This is a genomic window from Arcobacter pernae (genome assembly GCF_049472135.1).
Taxonomy (GTDB): domain Bacteria; phylum Campylobacterota; class Campylobacteria; order Campylobacterales; family Arcobacteraceae; genus Arcobacter_B.
Window position 1 is genome coordinate 1 of record NZ_JBMOVV010000006.1, and the last position, 23432, is coordinate 23432.

The 23432-nt window shown below is 28.6% G+C and carries 24 protein-coding genes; 18 read left to right on the plus strand and 6 right to left on the minus strand.

The genetic code is table 11. The features are described from left to right. The first annotated feature begins 17 nt into the window (after window positions 1-17). The 12 genes from ACH5BF_RS08080 (at window position 18) to ACH5BF_RS08135 (ending at window position 13802) form a co-directional block, all read left to right on the plus strand. A complete protein-coding gene (locus ACH5BF_RS08080) occupies window positions 18-1280 on the plus strand; it encodes a serine hydroxymethyltransferase (RefSeq protein ID WP_423273498.1) in 1263 nt (420 codons plus the stop codon). 23 nt (window positions 1281-1303) lie between these two features. After that, the gene (locus ACH5BF_RS08085) at window positions 1304-2239 is read left to right on the plus strand and encodes an SPOR domain-containing protein (protein WP_423273704.1); all 936 of its coding nucleotides are present in this window, start codon (window positions 1304-1306) and stop codon (window positions 2237-2239) included. A gap of 12 nt (window positions 2240-2251) precedes the next feature. After that, the gene (locus ACH5BF_RS08090; protein ID WP_423273705.1) at window positions 2252-3664 is read left to right on the plus strand and encodes an anthranilate synthase component I family protein; all 1413 of its coding nucleotides are present in this window, start codon (window positions 2252-2254) and stop codon (window positions 3662-3664) included. An 81-nt stretch (window positions 3665-3745) separates the two neighbouring features. Beyond that, complete coding sequence (locus ACH5BF_RS08095; RefSeq protein ID WP_423273706.1) at window positions 3746-4525, plus strand: pyridoxine 5'-phosphate synthase; 780 nt, start codon at window positions 3746-3748, stop codon at window positions 4523-4525. An 8-nt stretch (window positions 4526-4533) separates the two neighbouring features. Further along, on the plus strand, window positions 4534-5457 hold the full coding sequence (pdxA, locus tag ACH5BF_RS08100) for a 4-hydroxythreonine-4-phosphate dehydrogenase (protein WP_423273707.1): 924 nt from the start codon (window positions 4534-4536) through the stop codon (window positions 5455-5457). Then, window positions 5454-6521, plus strand: coding sequence for an AAA family ATPase (locus tag ACH5BF_RS08105; RefSeq protein ID WP_423273708.1), 1068 nt, complete (start codon window positions 5454-5456; stop codon window positions 6519-6521). The genes pdxA and ACH5BF_RS08105 overlap by 4 nt, the downstream gene beginning before the upstream one ends. 63 nt (window positions 6522-6584) lie before the next feature. Continuing rightward, window positions 6585-7292, plus strand: a complete 708-nt coding sequence (gene pyrH / locus ACH5BF_RS08110; protein ID WP_423273709.1) for a UMP kinase — start codon at window positions 6585-6587, stop codon at window positions 7290-7292. A gap of 19 nt (window positions 7293-7311) precedes the next feature. Continuing rightward, window positions 7312-7530 carry a DNA-directed RNA polymerase subunit omega gene (locus ACH5BF_RS08115; RefSeq protein ID WP_423273710.1) on the plus strand — a complete coding sequence of 73 codons (219 nt, stop codon included), beginning with the start codon at window positions 7312-7314 and terminating at the stop codon, window positions 7528-7530. Window positions 7531-7569: 39 nt separating this feature from the next. Beyond that, the gene (locus ACH5BF_RS08120; RefSeq protein ID WP_423273711.1) at window positions 7570-9714 is read left to right on the plus strand and encodes a RelA/SpoT family protein; all 2145 of its coding nucleotides are present in this window, start codon (window positions 7570-7572) and stop codon (window positions 9712-9714) included. Between the two features lie 20 nt (window positions 9715-9734). Beyond that, window positions 9735-10943, plus strand: coding sequence for a tyrosine--tRNA ligase (tyrS, locus tag ACH5BF_RS08125; protein ID WP_423273712.1), 1209 nt, complete (start codon window positions 9735-9737; stop codon window positions 10941-10943). A gap of 13 nt (window positions 10944-10956) precedes the next feature. After that, window positions 10957-12039 (plus strand): nitronate monooxygenase, encoded by a 1083-nt coding sequence (locus ACH5BF_RS08130; RefSeq protein ID WP_423273713.1) that lies wholly within the window; start codon window positions 10957-10959, stop codon window positions 12037-12039. Between the two features lie 98 nt (window positions 12040-12137). Further along, window positions 12138-13802, plus strand: coding sequence for an N-acetylmuramoyl-L-alanine amidase family protein (locus ACH5BF_RS08135; protein ID WP_423273714.1), 1665 nt, complete (start codon window positions 12138-12140; stop codon window positions 13800-13802). Here the strand turns inward: ACH5BF_RS08135 and ACH5BF_RS08140 are convergent. From ACH5BF_RS08140 to ACH5BF_RS08155, 4 genes are read right to left on the minus strand one after another with little or no spacing between them, the layout of a single operon-like run. Beyond that, window positions 13765-14211: an NUDIX domain-containing protein gene (locus ACH5BF_RS08140; protein ID WP_423273715.1), complete on the minus strand. Its 447-nt coding sequence runs from the start codon at window positions 14209-14211 to the stop codon at window positions 13765-13767. The genes ACH5BF_RS08135 and ACH5BF_RS08140 overlap by 38 nt on opposite strands. A 16-nt stretch (window positions 14212-14227) precedes the next feature. After that, a complete protein-coding gene (locus ACH5BF_RS08145) occupies window positions 14228-15295 on the minus strand; it encodes an LptF/LptG family permease (RefSeq protein WP_423273716.1) in 1068 nt (355 codons plus the stop codon). Window position 15296: 1 nt separating this feature from the next. Further along, entirely contained in the window at window positions 15297-15851 is a 555-nt protein-coding gene (pth, locus tag ACH5BF_RS08150) for an aminoacyl-tRNA hydrolase (protein WP_423273717.1), read from the minus strand. 10 nt (window positions 15852-15861) lie between these two features. After that, complete coding sequence (locus tag ACH5BF_RS08155; RefSeq protein WP_423273718.1) at window positions 15862-16398, minus strand: 50S ribosomal protein L25/general stress protein Ctc; 537 nt, start codon at window positions 16396-16398, stop codon at window positions 15862-15864. 152 nt (window positions 16399-16550) lie between these two features. On the opposite strand from ACH5BF_RS08155, the gene folD reads away from it, so the two are divergent. The 4 genes from folD (at window position 16551) to ACH5BF_RS08175 (ending at window position 20013) form a co-directional block, all read left to right on the plus strand. Further along, entirely contained in the window at window positions 16551-17417 is an 867-nt protein-coding gene (gene folD, locus ACH5BF_RS08160; RefSeq protein WP_423273719.1) for a bifunctional methylenetetrahydrofolate dehydrogenase/methenyltetrahydrofolate cyclohydrolase FolD, read from the plus strand. Beyond that, entirely contained in the window at window positions 17410-18195 is a 786-nt protein-coding gene (gene lepB / locus ACH5BF_RS08165; protein ID WP_423273720.1) for a signal peptidase I, read from the plus strand. Before folD ends, lepB begins: the two co-directional genes overlap by 8 nt. Beyond that, window positions 18195-18650 carry a ribose 5-phosphate isomerase B gene (gene rpiB / locus ACH5BF_RS08170; protein WP_423273721.1) on the plus strand — a complete coding sequence of 152 codons (456 nt, stop codon included), beginning with the start codon at window positions 18195-18197 and terminating at the stop codon, window positions 18648-18650. Before lepB ends, rpiB begins: the two co-directional genes overlap by 1 nt. 136 nt (window positions 18651-18786) lie before the next feature. Beyond that, window positions 18787-20013, plus strand: a complete 1227-nt coding sequence (locus tag ACH5BF_RS08175; RefSeq protein ID WP_423273722.1) for an HD domain-containing protein — start codon at window positions 18787-18789, stop codon at window positions 20011-20013. 10 nt (window positions 20014-20023) lie between these two features. On the opposite strand, the gene ACH5BF_RS08180 is transcribed toward ACH5BF_RS08175, so the two are convergent. Beyond that, window positions 20024-21970 carry a TonB-dependent receptor plug domain-containing protein gene (locus ACH5BF_RS08180; protein WP_423273723.1) on the minus strand — a complete coding sequence of 649 codons (1947 nt, stop codon included), beginning with the start codon at window positions 21968-21970 and terminating at the stop codon, window positions 20024-20026. A 126-nt stretch (window positions 21971-22096) separates the two neighbouring features. Between ACH5BF_RS08180 and ACH5BF_RS08185 the strand changes: the two genes are divergently transcribed. After that, window positions 22097-22345, plus strand: a complete 249-nt coding sequence (locus tag ACH5BF_RS08185; protein ID WP_423273724.1) for a hypothetical protein — start codon at window positions 22097-22099, stop codon at window positions 22343-22345. Between the two features lie 2 nt (window positions 22346-22347). Continuing rightward, window positions 22348-22746 (plus strand): hypothetical protein, encoded by a 399-nt coding sequence (locus ACH5BF_RS08190; RefSeq protein WP_423273725.1) that lies wholly within the window; start codon window positions 22348-22350, stop codon window positions 22744-22746. A 29-nt stretch (window positions 22747-22775) separates the two neighbouring features. On the opposite strand, the gene nth is transcribed toward ACH5BF_RS08190, so the two are convergent. After that, a complete protein-coding gene (gene nth, locus ACH5BF_RS08195; RefSeq protein WP_423273726.1) occupies window positions 22776-23423 on the minus strand; it encodes an endonuclease III in 648 nt (215 codons plus the stop codon). Between the last annotated feature and the right edge of the window lie 9 nt (window positions 23424-23432).

Below are 23432 nucleotides of genomic sequence, written 5' to 3' on the forward strand. Positions count from 1 at the left end.
AATTAAAAAGGTAGAAAATGAGCTACATATCAAGCGCATCATTAAAAGAGGCAGATAAAGAGATATTTGATATCGTTGAGCAAGAGTTAGAAAGACAAACAACACATTTAGAAATGATTGCATCAGAGAACTTTACTTCTCCAGCAGTTATGGAAACAATGGGTTCTGTTTTTACAAACAAATATGCAGAAGGTTACCCTTATAAAAGATATTATGGTGGATGTGAATTTGCTGATGCTGCTGAGCAATTAGCAATTGACAGAGCTTGTGAAATCTTTGGATGTAACTATGCTAACGTTCAACCTCACTCAGGTTCTCAAGCAAATGGTGCAGTTTATGCTGCATTATTAAAAGCTGGTGATAAAATCTTAGGTATGGATTTATCTCATGGTGGTCACTTAACTCACGGTTCTAAACCATCATTCTCAGGTAAAAACTACCAAGCATTCTACTACGGTGTTGAATTAGATGGTAGAATTAACTATGATAAAGTAATGGAAATTGCTAAAATTACTCAACCAAAAATCATTGTATGTGGAGCTTCAGCTTACGCAAGAGAGATTGATTTTTCTAAATTCAGAGAAATTGCAGATGCAGTAGGAGCAATTTTATTTGCAGATATCGCACACATTGCAGGATTAGTTGCTGCAGGTGAGCACCAATCTCCATTCCCATATGCAGACGTAGTTACTACTACAACTCACAAGACTTTAAGAGGTCCAAGAGGTGGTATGATTATGACTAATGATGAAGAGATTGCAAAGAAAATTAATTCAGCAATTTTCCCAGGATTACAAGGTGGACCATTAGTACATGTAATGGCTGCAAAAGCAGTAGCATTTAAAGAGATTTTAGCTCCTGAGTGGAAAGACTATGCTAAGCAAGTAAAAGCAAATGCAGCAAAATTAGGTGAAGTATTAGTTTCAAGAGGATATGACATAGTATCAGGTGGAACAGATAACCACTTAGTATTAGTATCTTTCTTAAACAAAGATTTCTCAGGTAAAGATGCAGATGCAGCATTACAAAATGCAGGTATCACAGTAAATAAAAACACAGTACCAGGTGAAACAAGATCACCATTTGTAACATCAGGTGTTAGAATTGGATCACCAGCATTAACAGCAAGAGGAATGAAAGAGAAAGAGTTTGAATTCATTGCAAACAAAATTGCTGATGTATTAGATGATATTGAAAACACTGAATTACAAGCAAGTGTTAAAGCTGAACTTAAAGACTTAGCTTCTAACTTTGTTATTTACAATCAGTCTACTTACTAAATTTTGATAAATAAGGATCAATAATGGAAATTAAAGGCGATGATTTTTTAAAAAAAATCCAAGTACATCAAGAAAGAGAAGAATTAGAACAAAAACTAAATGAATTAGAAGAAGTTGAGAGCCAAATTGGTTCTTCAACTTCTCCTAATCTAAATAATGTTTCTGCTAAATCTCAAAGAGTTCATGAAGACCCAACTGAACAAGAATTAGATAATATTATGCTTCAATCTTCAAAATCAAATGAAGAGAATAAGAAAAAATATTTAATTTTAGGTTTAGTACTAGTTGTTGTATTTTTATTAACTATCATAGTAATTCGCCTTTTAACTGATAGTCCAAAAGAAGATCCTTTTACATCAAATCAAAATGGAACAGAGTTCTCTCAATCTGGAGAAGATGCAAATATTGAAGAAAACTTCCAAAAAATCATGAATGACAGAGTTAAAAAAAGTAGTGATGATGAAGAGATAATCTCTGAAGAAAAACTAAATGAAATTAAACAAAGTGTTATTCAAGAAGAAGAAAAACCAAAAGAAGAGTCTTCTATTCAAGAGAGTGACTTAGATGCTACAATTGCTAAAATTAAAGAGCAAAAGAAAAAAGAAGTAGAAGAGAAAAAAGAAGAAATAAAAAAAGAGATAATCAAAGAAGAACCTAAAGTAGTAAAAAAAGAAGAGCCTAAAAAGAGTATTAAAGATTTAATGCAAAGCACTTCTGATGCAGCACCAAAAGGTTACTTTGTACAAATTGGTGCCTTTACTAAAACTCCAAGTGCTAATTATATAAGTAAAATTAGAGATGCTAATTTAAAATATAAAATATATAAAGTTGAAGTAAAAGGTAAAATGTACAATAAAGTACTAATAGGTCCATACTCTTCAAGAGCTATTGCTAAACAGAGTATTGATGAAATTAAGAAAAAACTGAACCTAAGCAGTGCTTATGTTCTTAAATTTTAAACTGGATGATTAATGAATTTTTATAGTAAAGAACTGTTTTTAGACCAATTTACACCTGTTTCAATTTATGAAAAGGTTAAAGCCCTATATAAAAATGATGTAACATTTTTATTTGAAAGTACTATCAATTCTAGTGATGGTAACTACTCTTTTATAGTTATTAAAGATAGAGAGAGGGTTTGGTACAAAGATGGTGTATGTTACTTTAAAAATGAAGAGGGTCTTGTAAAAGAAGTAGATTCCAACCCTTTAAAATTTCTACAAAACTATTATAAAAACTTTGATAAAGATTTTTATAAACAAAAAGCTCAAGAACTAGGAATTGGTTTTGTGGATGGTTTTATTGGAAATATTGGTTATGATATTGGAAAAGAGTTTGAACCAACACTTAAAAAATCAATGGATAAACTAGAAGACCAACTGAATATTCCTGATTTAGACTTAATTAGACCTACAATTATTTTAGGTTTTTCACATAAGACATCTAAACTTATTATGCTTACATCTGTAGATTCAGCAAAAGAAGAATTAGATAAAATTGAACAAGAACTTTATACACCTTACAAATATGAAGCACCTAAAAAAGCTGAAATTTTAGATGAAGGAAAATTCAACTTCACAAAAGATGAATTTTTTGAAATGGTTGCAAAATCTAAAGAAATGATTAAATCTGGAGATGTTTTCCAAATTTTAATGTCAAACAGATTTGTACAAAAAGCAAAAGTTGATAACTTAAGTTTTTATAGATCACTTCGAAGTAAAAATCCTAGTCCTTATTTAGTTTTCCTTGAATTTGAGGACTTCTGTATAGCAGGAAGTTCACCTGAGGTTATGGTAAAACTTGTTGATGGTCACTTACTATTAAGACCAATAGCAGGGACTAGAAAAAGAGGAAGAACTTTAGAAAAAGATCTTCAAATGGAAAATGAACTTAAAAATGATGAAAAAGAGAATGCTGAGCATTTAATGCTAGTTGATCTTGGAAGAAATGATGTAGGAAGAGTTGCAAAACCAGGAACAGTTAAAGTTACAGATTTAATGAGAATTGAAAAGTATTCACATGTAATGCATATTGTATCTGATGTTGAAGCTGTTATTGATGATTCAAAATATGATATGTTTGATTTATTTATGGCAACATTCACAGCTGGAACTATGACAGGAGCTCCTAAGATTAGAGCAATGGAACTTATCGCTGAATTTGAAGGTATAAAAAGAAACTTCTACTCTGGAAGTATTGGATACTTTGGATTTGATGGAAATATGGATAGCTGTATTACTATTAGAACTACTATGCTTACAGATGATACAGTTATCTTCCAAGCAGGTGCAGGAGTTGTTGCTGACTCTAAACCTGAAGATGAATATCTAGAAGTTCATAATAAACTTGCTGCAAATATTGCAACACTAAAAGGCTTATCTTAAAAAACTAAACTTTATTCTCTTCTTTATTTAATATTGGATATGATTTCATCATTGAAATAATCCAATATTAAAGGACCTACTTTGTTACTTGGCGTAAATATAGACCACATTGCTGTATTAAGAGAAGCTAGAAAAATCAACGACCCCAACCCATTAGATGCTGTAAGTATTTGTAAATTAGCTGGTGCTGACCAGATTACTATTCACCTAAGAGAAGATAGAAGACATATTCATGATAATGATGCAAAAGTTATTATTGAACAATCTGCACTTCCTGTAAACTTAGAGTGTGCAATTGATGAAGATATTATTAATATAGTATGTGATTTAAAACCAGCACGTGCAACTTTAGTTCCAGAAAAAAGAGAAGAAGTTACAACAGAGGGTGGATTAGACTTATCTAAATATTTTGATAAAATTCAAAATGCTGTAAAAAAACTTCATGAAAATGAAATTGAAGTATCTTTATTTATTGACCCTGATTTAAAAATGATTGAACTATCTAAAGGTCTTGAAGTAGAATGGATTGAATTACATACTGGTACATTTGCTAATATCTATGCAATGCTAAACTCAAATCTTAAGAATACTCATCATAGTATTAAAGAACTTGAACTACCAAAAAGTGAACTTAAAACTAAACTTGATAATTCTATTGAAGAGATTGACGAAGCTACGTCTTATGCAAAAACTTTAAATTTAAAAGTTGCTGCTGGACATGGTCTTAATTATCAAAATGTAAACTTAATTACAAATATTGATGGAATAGAAGAGTTAAATATTGGTCAAAGCATAGTTGCTAGATCTGTATTTACAGGCCTTAAAGATGCAATTATTGAAATGAAAAACTTAACTAAGTAAGGTAAGAAATGAAACCTAAAATAGCTATTAGTATTGGTGATTTAAATGGTATTGGTATTGAAATTGCCTTAAGATGTCATGATAAGATTACAAAATATTGTGAGCCCATTTATTGTATTAGTAACAAAATGCTTAAAAAAGCAGCAAGTGAATTAAACCTTGAAATTCCAAATAATTTCAATACTACAAAAGTAAAAGGTGAACATGATATAAAGCCAGGTATTGTTACTAAAAAAGCTGGTAAATACTCTTATGATTCTTTTATGGAAGCTATCACATTAGCAGACAAGAAAGAAGTAGATGCTATTTGTACACTTCCTATAAATAAAGAGTCATGGAACAAAGCAGATATAAAATATAAGGGACATACTGAGGTATTAAGAGACTACTTTGGGAAAAATGCGATAATGATGCTTGGATGTAAAAAACTTTTTGTTGGTTTATTTACAGAACATATACCATTAAGAAAAGTAGCTAAAAAAGTTAATGAAGAAGATTTAACACAATTTTTAATAGATTATTTTAAAAATGTTAAATCAGAAAATATTGGTGTACTAGGATTAAATCCCCATGCAAGTGATAATGGAGTTTTAGGAGAAGAAGAAGTTCAAATATTTAAAGCAATTAAAAATGCTAATAAAATTCTAAACAAAGAGATTTTTAAAGGTCCTTTAGTTCCAGATACTGCATTTTCACCAATGTCTAGAAAAAACTATAAATATTTCGTAGCTATGTATCATGACCAAGGTTTAGCTCCATTAAAAGCTTTATACTTTGACCAAAGTATAAATGTAAGTTTAAACCTGCCAATTATTAGAACATCAGTAGATCATGGGACAGCTTTTAATATTGCATATAAGAATCAAAAACTTAATACTAAAAGTTATGTAAATGCAATAAAAGAGGCTGTTTTTTTAGCAACTAATAAATGAAAACACTAGAAGCTTGTTATGAAATTAATTTCTCAAAAATTAATTTCATAGAGCGAAAAATAAGAGTTACACATCCAAAAACCATTATAAAAGGTGCTTCAAAAGTAGGAAAAAGTTTTTTAATTTATGACTACTTATCAAACTTTAAAACAGAAGAATATATCTATATAGATTTTAATGATCCAAGAAATGATAAAAAAGAGATTGAAATTTTTTTAGATGAATTTCTAAGAGAAAAAAAAATAAAAGTATTAGTACTTGAAAACTTTGATTTTAGTTTTAATATTCCTTATTGTGAAAGTATTATTATAAGTTCGAATATTGAAAAAACTCTAAAAGGTTTTAGATATATTACAGTACTTCCTCTTGATTTTGAAGAGTATTTACTTCATGATAAAAGATACCAAAACACAACACAAAGTTTTAATAACTTCCTTAAATACGGTAACTTACCTGAGATTCTAAACTTTGACGAGCATAGAAAAATACAAAGATTGCAAGAGATTATTAAACTTCAAGCAAAAGATGATACTCACTATGAAATTTTAAATATTTTATTTGAAAATATTGATGAAAAAAAATCTTTATTTCAAATGTTCAATACCTTAAAAACTAAAATAAAAATATCAAAAGACAAGTTTTATGAAACATGTAAAAATTTAGAAAAAGAGAGTTCTATATATTTTTTGGCAAAATATAATCAAGAAAAAGCCACAAAAAAAATATACTCATATAATCACTCATTTTTAAATGTAATAAGTCATACAAAAAAGTTTAAAAATGAGTTTACTAATATGGTTTTTTTAGAACTTATTCATAAAAATAAAGAGATTTTTTACTTAGACTATATAGATTTTTATATAAAAGAAGATAGTCAAGCAATTGTTGCAATTCCATTTTTCAATACTTTTTTAATGAATTCTGCACTAAAAAAAATCTATAGAAATATGAGTGAACATAATATTGAAGAACTTTTTATTATTACTATTTCAAATACAGAAATAATAAAACATAAAAAATTCAAAGTAAATGTTCTTCCCTTTTATGAATGGGCATTAAGTTAAAGTTTTGTTAATTAAATATTAATCTAAACTTAGATATAATCGCAAAATTGTAAAGGAACATAGATGAATAAAAGAGTACTTGTAAAATTTTCTGGAGAAGCATTAGCTGGTGCTGAAGGTTACGGTATAGATACTAAGATTTTAGACTATATCGCAGATGAGATTAAAGAACTAGTTGATAATGGTATTGAAGTTGGTATCGTTATTGGTGGTGGAAATATCATTAGAGGTGTTTCTGCTGCTGCTGATGGTGTTATTAAAAGAACTAGTGCTGATTATATGGGTATGTTAGGAACTGTTATAAACGGTGTTGCAATGCAAGAAGCACTAGAACATAAAGGTTTAAGTGCAAGATTACAAACTGCAATCAAAATGGAACAAATTGCTGAACCATTTATTGTAAGAAAAGCAATGAGACACTTAGAAAAAGGTAGAGTTGTAATTTTTAGTGCGGGAACTGGTAACCCATACTTTACAACTGATACAGCTGCAACTTTAAGAGCTACTGAGATTGGAGCATCTATGCTAATCAAAGCTACTAAAGTTGATGGAGTATATGATAAAGACCCTATGAAATATGATGATGCAGTTAAACTTGACACAATTTCATATGATAAAGCTTTAGAAGATCATATCAAAGTTATGGATGATACTGCAATTGCACTTGCAAAAGACAATAACCTTCCAATTGTTGTAGCAAACATGAATGAAAAACATAATTTACTTAACATCATCAATGGTGATTACAGTAAATGTTCAATTGTAAAATAGAAATTAAAAAGGATTTTCAATGATGAGATTAGAAGAGAGAATGACTAAAGCCTTAAAACAAGTAAATAATGATAGATACATTCTAGCTATTGCTGTTGGTCAAAGAGCTGATGAATTAAGTAAAGGTGCAAAGCCATTATTAGAACAAAATACACAAAACATGAAATATACTGATATTGCAATTGATGAAATTGCAAATGGTTTATTAAAAATTGATGGTTTTGTAGAGCAAGAATAGTTATAAAAGCGTTAAGCTTTTATAACATAGTTGGTGATCATGGATCCATTTATTACAAAAATTCAAAAAATTAATACTATTGAAGATGCACTTGCAGAACTTCAAAATCAAACAAACCTTTCCCCTAAACTACAAGATTTAATCAATTTTATCATAGAAGCTCACGAAGGTCAGTTTAGAAAGAGTGGTGAACCTTATAGTGTCCATCCTATTCTAGTTGCCTGTATTACTGCACATTTTTCTCAAGAAGAGGCTATTATAGCAACTGCCCTACTTCATGATGTTGTAGAAGATACAGAGTTTTCACTTAATTATATAAAAGAGCAATGGGGAAGCGATGTTGCTCATATGGTTGATGGTTTAACAAAAATTGTTGAAATCAGAGAGAGTGAATTTATCCCATCTAATAGTACAAACGATTCAAAACTTATATCTTCTGCATTAACATTTAGAAAGATGCTTATTGCTTCTATTGATGATGTAAGAGTTTTAGTTGTAAAACTTTGTGATAGATTACATAATATGCTAACTTTATCAGCACTTCCTGCAAATAAGCAAAAAAGAATTGCTGAAGAGACTTTAGTTGTTTATGTACCAATTGCAAATAGGCTAGGTATCTCTACTTTAAAAAATGCATTAGAAGATTTAGCCTTTTATTATATCTATCCAAATGAATATAAAAAGATTGATCAATTTTTAGAAGAACAACAGCATGCAATGCAATTAAACTTCAATAATTTTATTTCAACAACAACAAAACTTTTAGAAAAAAATGGTTTTGATCCAGATAAATTCAAAATTTACAGTAGAGTAAAACACCACTACTCTATTTATTTAAAAATGCAAAGAAAAGGTATTTCTATAGATGAAGTACTAGATTTATTTGCTATTAGAATTTTAGTTGAAGATGATATTGCTTGTTATAAAGCTTTAGGTTTTATTCATTTAGAATTTAAACCACTAATATCAAGATTTAAAGATTATGTAGCCACACCAAAAGAGAATGGGTATCAAACTATTCATACAACAGTATTCTCAAACTCAAAGATTTATGAAATTCAAATTAGATCTTTTGAAATGAATAAAGTTGCAGAGTTTGGTATTGCAGCACACTGGAAATATAAATCAGGTGCTAAAAATACTACAAATCTTAATTGGTTAAAATCTTTAGAGTTTTCAAACGAAAATATTGAAGAGTTTTATCAAGATACAAAAAATGATTTACATGGAGAAGATATAGTAGTTTATTCTCCAAAAGGTGAAACATTTAATTTACCTTTAGGTTCAACAGCATATGATTTTGCATTTGCTATTCATAGTGATATTGGTAAAAAAGCAACTGCTTGTTATATCAATAAAATAAAAAAACCTTTATTAACTGAACTTAAAAGTACAGATATAGTTTCAATTGAAACAGGGACACATGAAATTGCTAGATGTACTTGGTACGATATGGTTAAAACATCAAGAGCAAGAAAACAAATAAAGTTTTTATGTACTCACAGAAAAAAAGAGATAGATGAAATGTCTGGAAAGAATATTATTGATACTATTTTTTCGAGATATCATAATGAAGTATCAAAAAAATATCCTTTTGAAGCTCCATATAAAGTACCAGAAATACTTGAATACTTTAAATATGTAAAGCAAACTGTTGAAAAAAGTATAGTAAAAGATAAAGGAATTGTTACAAGATTTAAAATCTTAACTAGTAAAGTTAAAGAGTATAAATTTGACAATATATTAGTATATTCAAATTTTAGTATTAATTCTGTATCATTTGACCACTGTTGTCACCCTAAATTCGGTGATGACATAGTAGCATTTAGAAATGGCAATGAAGCTATTTTACATCACAAAATGTGTGATAAAGCATATGAAAGAATCAAACAAAAACATCAAATGCTATTTTGTAAATGGACAAGAGATACTCTGTATCAATATAAAATGCTTGTAAGCCTTCCAAATACAAAAGGTGAACTAGCAAGACTATTAACTTATATGAGTCAATATGAAGGTTATATATTATCAATAGATTATGGTAGACAAAAGCACTCATATAGACAATACTGTGATATAGAGTTTGAGATTAATAAATCAAATATAGATGAAGTTAGACGACTTATAGAGAAAAAAGTAAAAGTAATAGAGTTTTTTTCAAAAAAAGACGCATATAAAAATTAAGCAAAGGATAAAAGAAGTTTATGGAACAGAAAATACAAGAAGCATTAGCAGAAATCCAAAGAGGAACTGCTGAAATAATTGATACTGAAAGAATTGAAAAGCTTGTAAGAAGATATTTTGAAACAGGTGAAAACTTCTATGTAAAAGCTGGATTCGATCCAACTGCTCCTGATTTACACTTAGGACATACAGTTCTAATTCAAAAAATGGCTACTTTCCAAAAATTTGGAGGTATTGTACAGTTCTTAATTGGTGACTTTACAGCAACAATTGGTGATCCAACAGGAAAAAGTGAAACTAGAAAAGTTTTAAGTACTGAGCAAGTTTTACAAAATGCAGAGACATATAAAGAACAAGTATTTAAAATTTTAGACCCAGAAAAAACAAAAGTTATGTTTAACTCGCAATGGTTAAAAGAGCTAGGAACAGCAGGAATGATTAACTTAGCTTCAAACTTAACAGTTGCTAGAATGTTAGAAAGAGATGATTTTGCAAAAAGATATGCATCAAACACTCCAATTGCAGTAAGTGAATTTACATACCCTCTATTACAAGGATATGATTCAGTTGCAATGAATACAGATATTGAAATGGGTGGAACAGATCAAAAATTCAACTTATTAATGGGAAGAACTTTACAAAAAGCTTATAACTGTAAAAAACAACAAGCAGTTTTAATGATGCCAATCTTAGAAGGTTTAGATGGTGTTCAAAAGATGTCTAAATCATTAGGTAACTATATTGGTGTAACTGATGAAGCATTTGATATGTTTGGTAAAGTGTTATCAATTAGTGATGAATTAATGTGGAGATACTTTGAGTTATTATCTTCTAAATCTTTAAAAGAGATTGAAGAGTTAAGAAATGCTGTTGAAACAAAAGAAGTTCACCCGAAAGATGCAAAAGATATGTTAGCTGTTGAAATTGTTGATAGATATCATGGTGAAGGTGAAGGTGAAAAAGCGAAACAAGAGTTTAAAAAAGTTTTTGCTAAAAAAGATATACCAACAGAAATGGATGAATACTCTTTTGATGGTGATTCTTGGATTTGTCAAGTATTAGTTGACTCTAATCTTGTAAATTCTACATCTCAAGCTAGAAGAGATGTAAAAGCTGGTGCCGTAAAAATAAATCAACAAAAAGTAACAGATGATAAACTAAATTTAGAAAAAGGTGAGTATATTTTACAAAAAGGTAAAAAGAATTTCGCTAAGATATTAATAAAATAAATAAGGGCTAATTTTGAAAATAGGTAAATATGAAATAAAACATCCAATTATCCAAGGAGGAATGGGTGTAGGAATAAGTTGGGATCAATTAGCTGGAAACGTAAGTAAAGAAGGTGGTTTAGGTGTTATCTCTTCTGTAGGAACTGGTTACTATAGAAACAAAAGTGAAAATGTTCAAGTTGTAATGAGAAAAGACAAGCCAAAAGATGTAATGAATTTTTATTCAAGAGATGCATTCTTTGAAATTGTAGAAAATGCAAGAAAAATTTGTGGAGATGCTCCATTAGCTTGTAATATTTTATATGCGTGTAATGACTATGGAAGAATGGTAAAAGATGCATGTGAAGCTGGTATTAATATTATTATTACAGGAGCAGGACTTCCTACAAATATGCCTGAATTTACACAAGATTATCCAGATGTAGCACTAGTTCCAATCGTATCAAGTGCTAGAGCATTAAAACTAATCTGTAAAAAATGGAAAAAATATAATAGAATTCCAGATGCAATTATCGTTGAGGGTCCTTTAAGTGGAGGACACCAAGGATTTAAATATGAAGATTGTTTCAAAGAAGAGTTCCAATTAGAAAATATTGTGGGACCTGTAATTGAAGAGGCTAAAAATTGGGGAGAAGATATTCCAATTATTGCTGCTGGTGGAGTTTGGGATAAAAATGATATTGATAAATTTATTGCTTTAGGTTGTACAGGAGTACAAATGGCAACAAGATTTATTGGTACTTTCGAGTGTGATGCCCATGCAAACTTAAAAAATGTATTATTAAATGCAGAAGAAAAAGACATTAAATTAGGAAAATCTCCAGTTGGATTACCTGCTAGGTCTGTAAGAACTAACTTACAATTCTCAATGGAGAATAATACAGCTCCAAAAGTACAATGTATTTCTAACTGTGTAGCACCATGTAATAGAGGTGTTGAAGCTAAAGCAGTTGGTTATTGTATTGCAGATAGACTTGGAGCTGCATATAATGGTGATCTTGATACTGGTTTATTCTTTACTGGTGCTAATGGATATAGAATCAATAAAATCATTAGTGTTAAAGAATTAATGGAAAAACTTACTAAGGGAGAATAAAAATTTTTAAAAAATTTTTTATTCTTAATCTTATACTAATAGCATTTACTTTAAATGCTTTTAGTGATAGCTTAAAAGATGAATATCATTCATCTAAAATGAGCTACCTAAAAGCAGTTCTGAAAAAAGATGATGAACAAAAAATAGAGTCATTAAAAAAACTAATTATTTTAGGTGAAAAGCTAAATAAAGACACTACTCCTGATAAAAAGAAGTTAGAGATTTTACTTGAGAAGCAAAATCCAACTCTAATTATTGGCAAAGAAATTTCAGAATCAAATGATTCTAAACCTATACAAACATCTACTAAAAATAAAATTGAGTCTATTTACACACTTGAAAATAGCGTTGTAATTAATTATTCAAATAAAGTTACAAATGATGATGTGTTAAGATTTTTTGAACTTAAAAATAAAGATTTAACAAAAGATGTATACGATTTAAAAGGGAATTATCCTTTTGCAAAAGAAACAAAAATATCTATTAAAGGTGTAGATAAAATTGTTGTAGGACAGTTTAAACCATATACATTAAGAATTGTTATTGCTAATAAAAAAAATCTTAAGACCTCATATCTTGTTGATAATAAACAAATAATTTTGACTATTGATGACATTGTTATAAAAAAAGAAAAAAAACAAGAAACTAAAAAAGAAGAAAAACAAGAAACTAAAAAAGAAGAAAATATTGAAGTAACTAAAGCAAAAAATCAATATATCGATGAAAAAAACTCTATTAGAACTCTATTTACGCAAGATAATAAGATTATTGTTGAGTTTAATAAAAATGTTTCTAAAAATGACATAGATTATGTTAGTTATAAAAACAGAGGAAATATTGATGAAGTTTTTGACATCAAAGGTAAATTTGCTTATGCAAAACCTATTAAGTTAGATATGCCAGGAATTGACAAAATATCTATTGGGCAGATAAAATCAGATACTTTAAGACTAAGACTTAGTAATAAAAAAGATTTAAAACTAATCTATGTAGTAAACAAAAAACAATTAGTAATAAAAATTCTGAACTTACCAACAAATCTTCCAAAGAAACAAGCTGTTAAAAGCTCATATAATCCATTTAAAGACAAAGTTATAGTAATTGATGCTGGACATGGAAAACAAGATGTTGGAGCTGTTGGACCAAATAAAAGATATGAGAAGGTTGTAACTTTAAAGGTATCTAAACAACTATACTATATACTTAAGAAAAAAGGCTATAAAGTTTATCTAACAAGACATGGAGATAGCTTTATAAAAGTAAGAAATAGAACAAATCTTGCTAACGACAAAAATGCAGATATATTTATATCAATTCATGCTAACTCTGTTCCAAAAAGCAAAGCAAATAAAGTTTCTGGAATAGAAACATTCTTCTTAAGTCCTGCAAGGAGTGAAAGAGCAAAAAGAGTTGCAGCTAAGGAAAATAGTGTTGATGTAAGAAAAATGAGCGATTCAACAAAAGCAGCCTTTTTAGAGTCACTTAATAGACCAAGAATTACAGCATCTCATAAACTTGCAATTGATGTACAAGCAGGACTTCTGCAATCAGTTAAATCAAGTTATAAAGGTGTAAAAGACTCAGGAGTAAGAGAAGGACCATTTTGGGTTCTTGTAGGAGCACAAATGCCTTCTATATTAGTTGAGTTAGGATATATGTCACATCCTGTTGAGAGTAGAAGGCTTTATGACAGTAAGTATCAAAAACTATTAGCACAAGGAATTGCTAATGGTATAGACTCTTACTTTTTAAAAAATCCTTAATCTCATTTATAAGTTTTACTTGTTTTTTCTTTAATGAAGGTAAGTCATCTAAAGAAAAGAATTTTACCTTAGAGTTTTCCCAAGATAAATAGTTAGTTTTTAAAGTATAGTTTGTAAACTTCTCATGTAAACCTTCTATATTATTAGCATTTACTAACCAAATACCAACATCCTTTTCCAGATTTATTTGTTCAAAATAATCCTCAAAAATGCCAATTTCAATATCAATAGAACTCTCTTCAAAAAACTCTCTTTTTGCACATTCAAAAGCTGTTTCTTCTTTTAGTTTAACACCTTTTAGACAACCCCATTTATTTCTACTCATCACAGATTTACATAGTAGAATTTTAATATCATTTTTTTCTACTAAATATGGAACTACCCCATATGCTTTTGCATGTGATTTCATTTTTATCCAAACCTTTTTAAGAATTAATTTTTCTATTATAAATATAAAGTGCTAATACTACCCAAATTATCATTGGAAGTAGGATTGATACTTCAGGAATAACTATTCCTCCATTTGTAAACTTGAAAAGCATAAAGAAAATACCCCAAATTACTAATGTTCCAAAAATTGAAAATGAAATAAATTTACCCATATTAAAGAACCTACTATTTAATGATGCATATGCAAATGTAAGTAAAATAATTGGTATTACAAAAAATGGAACAAATATTTGATTATATAAAGCCCCTCTAATTTTGTCAGTATTTATTCCTTGATTTGTTAATAAAATTAATGCAGAAGTAGCATCAAAAATAGAAAAATTAGATTTTGACTCATAAACATTATCTAAAATCTTTGGTCTGAATCCATCTAAAGTATGTAAAAACTTCTCATATTTTATATCTAATTTTGAGCTTTCAAGATTTAAATTAGATGGTTTTGTAATAATTTTTGCATCTACTACATACCATCTATCATTTTGAAAATAAGCATTTTTAGCTATTATTGTTTGAGAAATATCACCATCTTTTACTTTATAAATATGGATATTCTCAGCCTTTTTTTCTAAAGGCAATAGTTTTTTAAAATATATATAATTATCGTTATATTTTAAAAAAATATCTGATTTTGTATTTGTAAAATACTCACCATTTGCAATCTTTCTTTTCTGGTCATAAGAGTAAGCTAGAGGTGTTGCTTGCATTAAAACAAGTAAAGTAAGTAAAAACAGCGATACTTTTACTATTGGTGCATATATTGTACTACTAGTACTTCCAACTGCATGAAAAGCAACAAGTTCATTATTTTTAATAAATAATACAAGTGTAATTATCCAACCAAATATGATAGATAAAGGTAAAGCAAGTGTCAAAGTAAAAAATCCATTATATAATAGATATAATAACTGTAAGTTTGCAGAATTAGGTAGATCTTTAAAATTCTGTAAAAAATCAATTCCTACGAAAAAAAGTTCAAGTGAAATTAAAACAATAATAAAATTTAGTAAGTATTTCTTTAAAATATATTTAGTTAATATGCTCATCTTATTTCAATGTAAATTTAGATTTTACTTGAGCGATGTCTTCCCCACTTTTAAGTGCTTCTATCGCTTTAATAGTATGAGGTATTATATCTTGTAGTTTATTTAATTCTTCTTTTGAAAAGTTATCTAATACGTAATTTACTACTTCACTTTTATTTGATGGCTTCCCAATACCAATTCTAATTCTTATATAATCTTTCCCAATATGAGAATCAAGTGATCTTAGACCATTATGTCCACCATGACCTCCACCTATTTTGAACTTTACAGCTCCAAAAGGTAAGTCTAAATCATCATGAATAACAATAATATCTTCTAAATCAATTTTATAATACTCTTTGATAGCATGTACAGCTAATCCTGAGTTATTCATATAAGTTGTAGGTTTTGAATATAGGCTATAACCTGATTTTAAAAGTGTTGAGTGAAAGTTTGCTTTATTTATATTTGCAGTAGCAAGATTTTTAGTTATCTCATCAATAACTAAAAATCCTACATTATGTCGTGTTAATTGGTATTTTTCACCAATATTTCCAAGACCAACTATTAAGTTCATAAATCTAAAATTACTTAGCTTTAATTACACCAACAACTGGAACTCTTGGGTCTAAGTAACAAGTAACATTTTCTGGGAATTCTAAATCTCTAATTAAGATGTTGTTACCAACGTCTAAATCAGTTACTTCTAAAGTAAAGTTTTGTGGTAAGTCTTCAATTGTACACTTAACAGGAACTCTTTTAGTGTGAATCATTAAAAGACCTTTATTTTTAAGACCTTTTGCGATACCAGTTGCTACTACAGGAACTTTGTAAGCTGCTCTTACACCTGGTTGTGCTACCATTAAATCAACGTGTAATAAATCAGAAGTGATTGGACATCTTTGGTACTCTTGAACTACTACTTTTAATTCTTTATCTCCAACTTTTACATCAAATGCTAAACTATCTTTGTTTTTCATAAATCTAATGAAGTCATTTGTTTTAAATGCTGCTGAAATGTTTTCTAAACCTTTTCCGTAGATGTTTGCAATTAAGAAACCTTCTCTTCTTAAAGTTTTAGTTGCTTGTTTTGTCATACTATCTCTTACGATACCCTCTAACATAACGATCCTTTTTTTAAATTTGAAGCGCGATTCTATCTGAAATTAACTTTAAGTTTGTTTAAGTTTTACTAAAATTTAAGTTTAACTTTTTGTAATCGATTTTTAGATAATATATCCCATTAAAATTAATAAAGAAATAAGGGTTAAACTCCATGACATTAATAGACGGGAAAGCATTATCTGCAAAAATCAAAGAAGAAGTAAGAGTTGAAGTTGAAGAACTTAAAAGTAAAGAAGGAATCACTCCAGGTTTAGCTGTTGTATTAGTAGGTGACGATGCAGCAAGTGCAACTTATGTAAATAGTAAACATAAAGCTTGTGAAGCAGCTGGTATCTACTCTGTTGTTCATACAAGACCATCTTCTACAACTCAAGAAGAGTTATTAGCTCTAATTGATGAAATGAATAAAGATGAAAAACTTGATGGTATTTTAGTTCAATTACCATTACCAAAACATATTGATACTACTACAGTATTAGAAGCAATCAATCCACTTAAAGATGTTGATGGTTTCCACCCATACAATGTAGGAAGAATGGTTTCAAATTTAGATGCATTTTTACCTGCAACTCCATTTGGTGTAATGAGAATGTTTGAAGAACACAACATTGAATTAAGTGGTAAAAACTGTGTAGTTATTGGTTCATCTGATATTGTTGGTAAACCTATGGCATCACTACTTACAAATGCAAAAGCAACTGTAACTGTTTGTAATTCAAGAACAAAAGATTTAAGTGCTCATACAAAAGCTGCTGACATTGTAATTATTGCAGTTGGTGTTCCACACTTACTTAAAGGTGATATGTTAAAAGATGGTGCTGTTGTTATTGATGTTGGTATTAACAGACTTGATACTGGTAAGTTAACAGGTGATGCTGATTTTGAAGATTGTAAAGACAAATGTTCATTTATTACTCCTGTTCCAGGTGGAGTTGGACCAATGACTATTGGTATGTTACTTAAAAATACTCTTAAAGCTGCAAAATTAAGAGATAAAAGAGAAGGTACAAATGCTTAGAAAAATATATGACTGGTCCGCTTCTTGGACTGGTACTATAGTAATAGTACTAACAATTATTTTCTTTGTTGCACAAGCATTTGTAATTCCAAGTGGTTCTATGAAGAACACTTTATTAATTGGAGATATGTTATTTGTAAAAAAATTCTCTTATGGTATAGCAACTCCAAGAATTCCATGGTTAGAAGTAAAAGTACTACCTGATTTTAATGATAATGGTCATTTAATTGAAGGAGATAGACCTAAAAGAGGTGATATCGTAGTATTTAGATACCCTAAAAATGAAAAAATTCATTATGTAAAAAGAGCCGTGGCAACTGGTGGAGATATCATTGCAATTCAAAATAAAAATCTTCTTTTACATCCAAAAGAAGGAAATGAATTTGTAGAAAAAAACTATCCAAAAGAAAATATCATTAGAGTTGGTGATAGATTATGGGTAGTAAATCCATATAAAAAAGATCATCCAGGAATTCACACAGATCCAAGTGTTGTAAATAATGGATTAAACCCAAGTGAACTGTTCAATATGATGCCTATTAAAGTTCCTGAAGATGAAACATTTATGATGGGAGATAATAGAGACCACTCAAATGATTCAAGATTTTGGGGAACAGTTCCTTATAAATATATAGTTGGTAAACCATGGTTTATTTACTTCTCATGGGATGACAACTATGAAATTAGATGGGATAGAATGTTTAAATCTATTGAAACAATAGAAGAAGAAATGGAAAATAAAGAGTTTAAAATAGAACATAAAAAAGGAATTTATTAATGAAGTATTTTATTGCAGCTGACCATGCTGGTATTGATATTAAAGCTTATGTAAAAGAGTTATTTGAAAAAAGAGGTCATGAAGTAATTGATTTAGGACCAAATACTAAAGATAGAGTTGATTATCCAGATTTTGCTGCAAAAGTTTGTGAAAATGTATTAGCTAATGAAGAGAGTAAAGGTATTTTAATTTGTGGTTCTGGTATTGGTATGAGTATGGCTGCAAATAAGTTTGATGGTATTAGAGCTGCACTTTGTCATAACGAATACTCTGCACAAATGGCAAGAGAACATAATGATGCAAATGTTATTTGTTTAGGAGAAAGAGTTTCAGGTTATGGAATGGTTGAAGCTATAGTTGATGCTTGGAATAACGCTTCTTTTGAAGGTGGAAGACACGAAGGAAGAGTAGAGAAAATTAATGCTTTAGGAAAAATGGGTTCTTGTAGAGCATAAAACTAATTAATAAAGGATTTTTCATGAGAGAGCCATGGCAAGTATATTTAATGATGTTTGTCGTTGTAGCTTTAATGTTACTAGGTAAGAAAATGATGCTTTTTGGTGATGATAAAAAAGACCCAAAGGATAAAGAATGATAAATCCAAAGATTATAGATGATATTTTTTCATCTGCTTCAATCCAGAGATGGAATGACTACCCAAGAATGGTTGAACTTGTAGAGCTTGATAAGCAAGCTCATAAGTTCATCATCGCTTACTTTATTGCAAAACTTGAAAAAGATGTAAACTTTACGCACTTAATAGAAGCTGGAATATTTGAGTTTCTAAGAAGAGTTGTTGTAACTGATATAAGACCTGATGTATTTAGAAAAGCTTTACAAAAAAAATCTGCTGAAATTAACAAATGGGTTATTTCAAAACTAAGCCCATCTTTAAAAGATATAGATAATGGAAACTTCCTTTTAAAATTTGAAGAGTACTTAAGCTGTAATGACATGTATAAAAAAGAGAGATTTATACTAAAAGCAGCTTCTTATTTAGCAACTAAGTGGGAATTTTCTATTGTTTATCAAACCTCAACTTTTTTATCTGATATTGAAGATGTTAAAAAAAGTGTTGAAGAAGAGATTGAGGACTATTATGAATTAATAGGTGTTAGAAAAATTGCTTTAAATAAAAAGCTTGCAAAAATAGTAGACTTAAGTGGTAGACTAAGATTTCAGAAAAGATGGGCTCAAACTCCAAGGGTTCCAGAAACATCTGTTTTAGGTCATATGTTAACAGTTGCTGTTTTTAGCTACTTTTTCTCAATAGATATAAATGCTTGCGATAAAAGGCTTCAAAACAATTTCTTCACTTCACTATTTCATGACTTACCAGAAGCTTTAACAAGAGATATTATCACACCTGTTAAATACTCAGTTGATAATTTATCTGATATTATTGCTGAATATGAAATACAAAAAATCGAAGATGATATTCTTCCTTTTATTCCGGAGTCTTTACATGATGAATTTTCTTATATACTAGGTTTATATGATGGACAAAAAGAAGAGTTTTTAAATAAAATCTATGAAGATAAAATAAAAGTTGTAGAAGATACCTCAAAATATAATAGTGATAAATACAACACAATTGATGGCATAGCTTTAAAACAGTGTGATAAGCTTTCTGCTTTTGTGGAAGCTAGTTTATCTATCTCTCATGGTATAAAATCAAAAGAGTTAATAAATGGTAAAAAACAAATACTAAATAGTCTTAAAACTGTTCAAGGAATTGATTTTAAGGACATAGCAAAAAGAATAGACCATGAGTTTGGAACTACTGGTCAAACTCAAGTTAGAATTGATTTTGATTAAAATATAGCTATTAAAAGCTATATTTTAAATTTGCATAGAAATATCTTCCTGGATCATTAAGTAATTCAGTTTGCCCTACTCCTATATATCTAATATCATTATAAGTATTTGTTGATGTATATGTTTTATCAAAAATATTATCAACACCTAAAGTAAATCCAATATTCTTATTTATTTTATTACTATACTTTGTATTTACAACAGCATATCCACCTAACTCTTGTTCTCCATTATCTGAATCAAAGCTATCCCAGCTATCAACAGCTATAATTTCTGTAGTAAATTTAGCATCACCTTTTTCATAGTTAATAGCAAAGTTACCTTTAAGTGGTGCAATTTCAGCTAAATCTTTATCAGTATAATCTCCATCTTTTTTTCCTCTTTGATATGCAATACCATAATCAAAAGATACTTCATCAGTTAAATAGTAAAAACCACTAATATCTAAACCATAAATTTTTGCATCAATATTTGTAAATGTTCCTGTATTATAAATATAGTCTTCAAGTTTAGAATAAAAGGCTTTTGTTCTAATATTAAAAGCCCCTATTGTTTTCTCAAATCCTAAATCTAACTCGTAGTTTTTTGTTTGTTCTAAATCATCATTTCCAGTATATGTTCCTATTGAAGTTTTAGAGTAAAGTTCTCTTGCATCAGGAACTCTTGAGGCTTTTCCTAATCCAGCAAAATACTTAGTATTTTCATCTGCATTATATGTAGCAAAAATATTTGCATTTATTGAAGTGTACTTATTATCTTGTTTTGCTAAATCAAGTGTTTCAACTTCTGTATAATCATATCTTGAACCTACTTCTAAATCTACTTTTCCATATGTTCTTTGAGCTTTGAAAAATAGTGCTTTATTTATAGTATCTGTACTTGCAATAGAGTCACCAATATAAGGGTTGTTTTTATTTAGATATTTCCCTCTCCAATTTCTAGTACTAGTATCTAGTCCAAATGTAATTAAACTATCATTTATATCCATAGAATTTTTTATCTTTGCACCCCAAATTGAACTTTTCATATGATTAGTCATTTGCATTGCACCATTATTTCTATAAATAGTACTCATTGGGTGATCAACATTTGAATAATAATAATCTAAACTCAGCTCTTTAGAATACTCTCCTAAATCTCTTTTTGTATATCCTAAAGTATAAATATTTGAATCATCATAATTTGCATCCATTGGAGTATTTGGATATAAAACATTATCACTTCTATTTGCATTGTAAGATAGTTTTATTTCACTACTATCATCAATATTAAAAATTAGTTTTGTTAAAAGTGTCTTTTTTTCATAAGCTTCTAAATCACTTTTTGAGTATTGATTATCAAAAGGAATTCCATTTGCTTTTTGTTGCTCTAAGAAGTCGTTCCCATTTCCATCTTCATATTGATCACTTTTTTCAGTTGAAGCAGAAATTAAAACTTTTACCTTATCATTTCCACCACTTACATTTGCACTTAGCTTTTGATAACCAAAGCTTCCAAAACCTGCATTTATTTCACCTTTGAAATCTTTTGCTGGCTCTTTTGTATTTACTTTTACTTTACCGCTTAAAGTACCAAAGTTTTCAACATCATAAGGCCCTTCAATTACTTCTACACTTTCTATGTTATTTGATAATACATGAGAAGTTGGCGGGTCCATTCTATTTGGACAAGCCCCATATATTTTTGCATCATCAATTAAGATATTAATATTATCTTTTTTTTGACCTCTTAAAATAATATCATTTGCAATACCACTTCTTCTTACTAATGATATTGATGGCACATTTTTATATAAAGACTCTGCTAAATCTGCACTTTTAATTTGCTCATTACTTACATCTTTTACTATCTTACTATTTATCTTTTCTTGTACTTCAATTTTTTCTAATTCTATTGTGTCATTTGCTCCTAAAAGTGAAGCAGCACATAAAAACGAAATAGTCGTTATTTTTTTCATAGTTTTCCTTGATAAATATTTTTGGAAATTATGCAATAGAGGTGTTAATTTAATATTAATTATTAGTTAAATAAATGTTAAGTTTTATGAAAGTTTGTTATAATCCAAATAAAAAAAGGATAGGATTTGAGCAAAATTACACTTGATGTTGATAAACAAAATCTAGATACGGTTTTAGTAATTTTAAAAAATCTAAAAAATGGACTTATTAAAAATATTGATATTGATCAAAAAAATATTGTAAATAAAATGCAAGAGAAAAAATTGGTAAAACAGCAAGCTATACTTGAAGATGAGTTTATTGCAAAACCTACTAATTCAAAATATCTATCAAAAGATGCTTTCAAAGAAAGACTAAAAAAAAATAAAGGATAAAAATGCAAATTTTAATATTTTCACTATTTATTATTGCATTAATAATTTATGTGATTTACAAAATAAAGAAAACTTTTACGAAAAAAGAGTTGATTTCATTTGCAAGTATTGCAGTTATAGTTATCATTGGAATCTTTTATTTCAATCATTTAGAAGAAAACAAACTACCAAATGCTTTTAAATCAAACTATTTAGATGAGAAAGGCATTAAAATTGAAAAGCTTTCAATTAACCAAACAAGTTTAGAAGTTTTAAGCAGTAGCAAACAAATTTATGATTTCATTTATATTATAAATAAAGATGGCAAAGAGTTAGTTTGTGAAGCAAAAGGTGTGGAAGCTCAACTAATAGAAGATGAGTATGTTTTCAAAGACTTTAAAGAAAAATGTAGATTAAAATAGCAGATAATATTTATCTGCTATTTTTATAATTATTGAGGCTTAAAAGATGACTTTGTTTTACAAACATGAGGGAAAAGACAGTTATCACAATCTGGTTTAACAGCCTTACAAATATATCTTCCAAATAAAACCATCGCCTGATGGAAAATATGTAAATCATCACCCTTTAATCTTTTTACTAAATCAGCTTCTGTTTGGTCAACATTTTTAGCATCACTAAGTCCCAATCTATGAGAAACTCTAAATACATGAGTATCAACAGCCATTAAATTTGCACCCTCAAACTCAATCATAAACACATTTGCAGTTTTATTACCAACACCTGCAAGTTTCATAAGCTCTCTTTGATTATGTGGAATTTCACCATTAAAATCCTCTAATACACTTTGAGCCATTTTGATAATATTTTTTGATTTATTGTTAAAAAAAGAACATGATTTTAATAACTCTTTTACATCTTCTAAATTTGCAACTGCAAGCTCTTTTACACTTGGATACTTTTCAAAAAGCGCAGGTGTTATAATATTTACTCTTTTATCAGTACATTGAGCTGATAAAATAATAGCTATTAATAATTCATAATCATTTCTATAATTTAACTCTGTAACTGCATCTGAATACTTTTGTACAAATGCTTCTTTTATAATCTCTATATCTTTTTTTGTTGCTTTTTTCATACTCTTATT

What these genes read in the sequence shown, in the direction of transcription:
- ACH5BF_RS08180 (WP_423273723.1), bottom strand. Translation starts at nt 21,970, where the DNA reads ATGAAAAAAATAACGACTATTTCGTTTTTATGTGCTGCTTCACTTTTA.
- ACH5BF_RS08155 (WP_423273718.1), bottom strand. Translation starts at nt 16,398, where the DNA reads ATGTTAGAGGGTATCGTAAGAGATAGTATGACAAAACAAGCAACTAAA.
- ACH5BF_RS08105 (WP_423273708.1), top strand. Translation starts at nt 5,454, where the DNA reads ATGAAAACACTAGAAGCTTGTTATGAAATTAATTTCTCAAAAATTAAT.
- rpiB (WP_423273721.1), top strand. Translation starts at nt 18,195, where the DNA reads ATGAAGTATTTTATTGCAGCTGACCATGCTGGTATTGATATTAAAGCT.
- ACH5BF_RS08140 (WP_423273715.1), bottom strand. Translation starts at nt 14,211, where the DNA reads ATGAAATCACATGCAAAAGCATATGGGGTAGTTCCATATTTAGTAGAA.
- ACH5BF_RS08080 (WP_423273498.1), top strand. Translation starts at nt 18, where the DNA reads ATGAGCTACATATCAAGCGCATCATTAAAAGAGGCAGATAAAGAGATA.
- ACH5BF_RS08175 (WP_423273722.1), top strand. Translation starts at nt 18,787, where the DNA reads ATGATAAATCCAAAGATTATAGATGATATTTTTTCATCTGCTTCAATC.
- nth (WP_423273726.1), bottom strand. Translation starts at nt 23,423, where the DNA reads ATGAAAAAAGCAACAAAAAAAGATATAGAGATTATAAAAGAAGCATTT.
- folD (WP_423273719.1), top strand. Translation starts at nt 16,551, where the DNA reads ATGACATTAATAGACGGGAAAGCATTATCTGCAAAAATCAAAGAAGAA.
- ACH5BF_RS08190 (WP_423273725.1), top strand. Translation starts at nt 22,348, where the DNA reads ATGCAAATTTTAATATTTTCACTATTTATTATTGCATTAATAATTTAT.
- ACH5BF_RS08115 (WP_423273710.1), top strand. Translation starts at nt 7,312, where the DNA reads ATGATGAGATTAGAAGAGAGAATGACTAAAGCCTTAAAACAAGTAAAT.
- pdxA (WP_423273707.1), top strand. Translation starts at nt 4,534, where the DNA reads ATGAAACCTAAAATAGCTATTAGTATTGGTGATTTAAATGGTATTGGT.
- ACH5BF_RS08120 (WP_423273711.1), top strand. Translation starts at nt 7,570, where the DNA reads ATGGATCCATTTATTACAAAAATTCAAAAAATTAATACTATTGAAGAT.
- ACH5BF_RS08135 (WP_423273714.1), top strand. Translation starts at nt 12,138, where the DNA reads ATGAGCTACCTAAAAGCAGTTCTGAAAAAAGATGATGAACAAAAAATA.
- tyrS (WP_423273712.1), top strand. Translation starts at nt 9,735, where the DNA reads ATGGAACAGAAAATACAAGAAGCATTAGCAGAAATCCAAAGAGGAACT.
- ACH5BF_RS08085 (WP_423273704.1), top strand. Translation starts at nt 1,304, where the DNA reads ATGGAAATTAAAGGCGATGATTTTTTAAAAAAAATCCAAGTACATCAA.
- pth (WP_423273717.1), bottom strand. Translation starts at nt 15,851, where the DNA reads ATGAACTTAATAGTTGGTCTTGGAAATATTGGTGAAAAATACCAATTA.
- pyrH (WP_423273709.1), top strand. Translation starts at nt 6,585, where the DNA reads ATGAATAAAAGAGTACTTGTAAAATTTTCTGGAGAAGCATTAGCTGGT.
- ACH5BF_RS08090 (WP_423273705.1), top strand. Translation starts at nt 2,252, where the DNA reads ATGAATTTTTATAGTAAAGAACTGTTTTTAGACCAATTTACACCTGTT.
- ACH5BF_RS08145 (WP_423273716.1), bottom strand. Translation starts at nt 15,295, where the DNA reads ATGAGCATATTAACTAAATATATTTTAAAGAAATACTTACTAAATTTT.
- lepB (WP_423273720.1), top strand. Translation starts at nt 17,410, where the DNA reads ATGCTTAGAAAAATATATGACTGGTCCGCTTCTTGGACTGGTACTATA.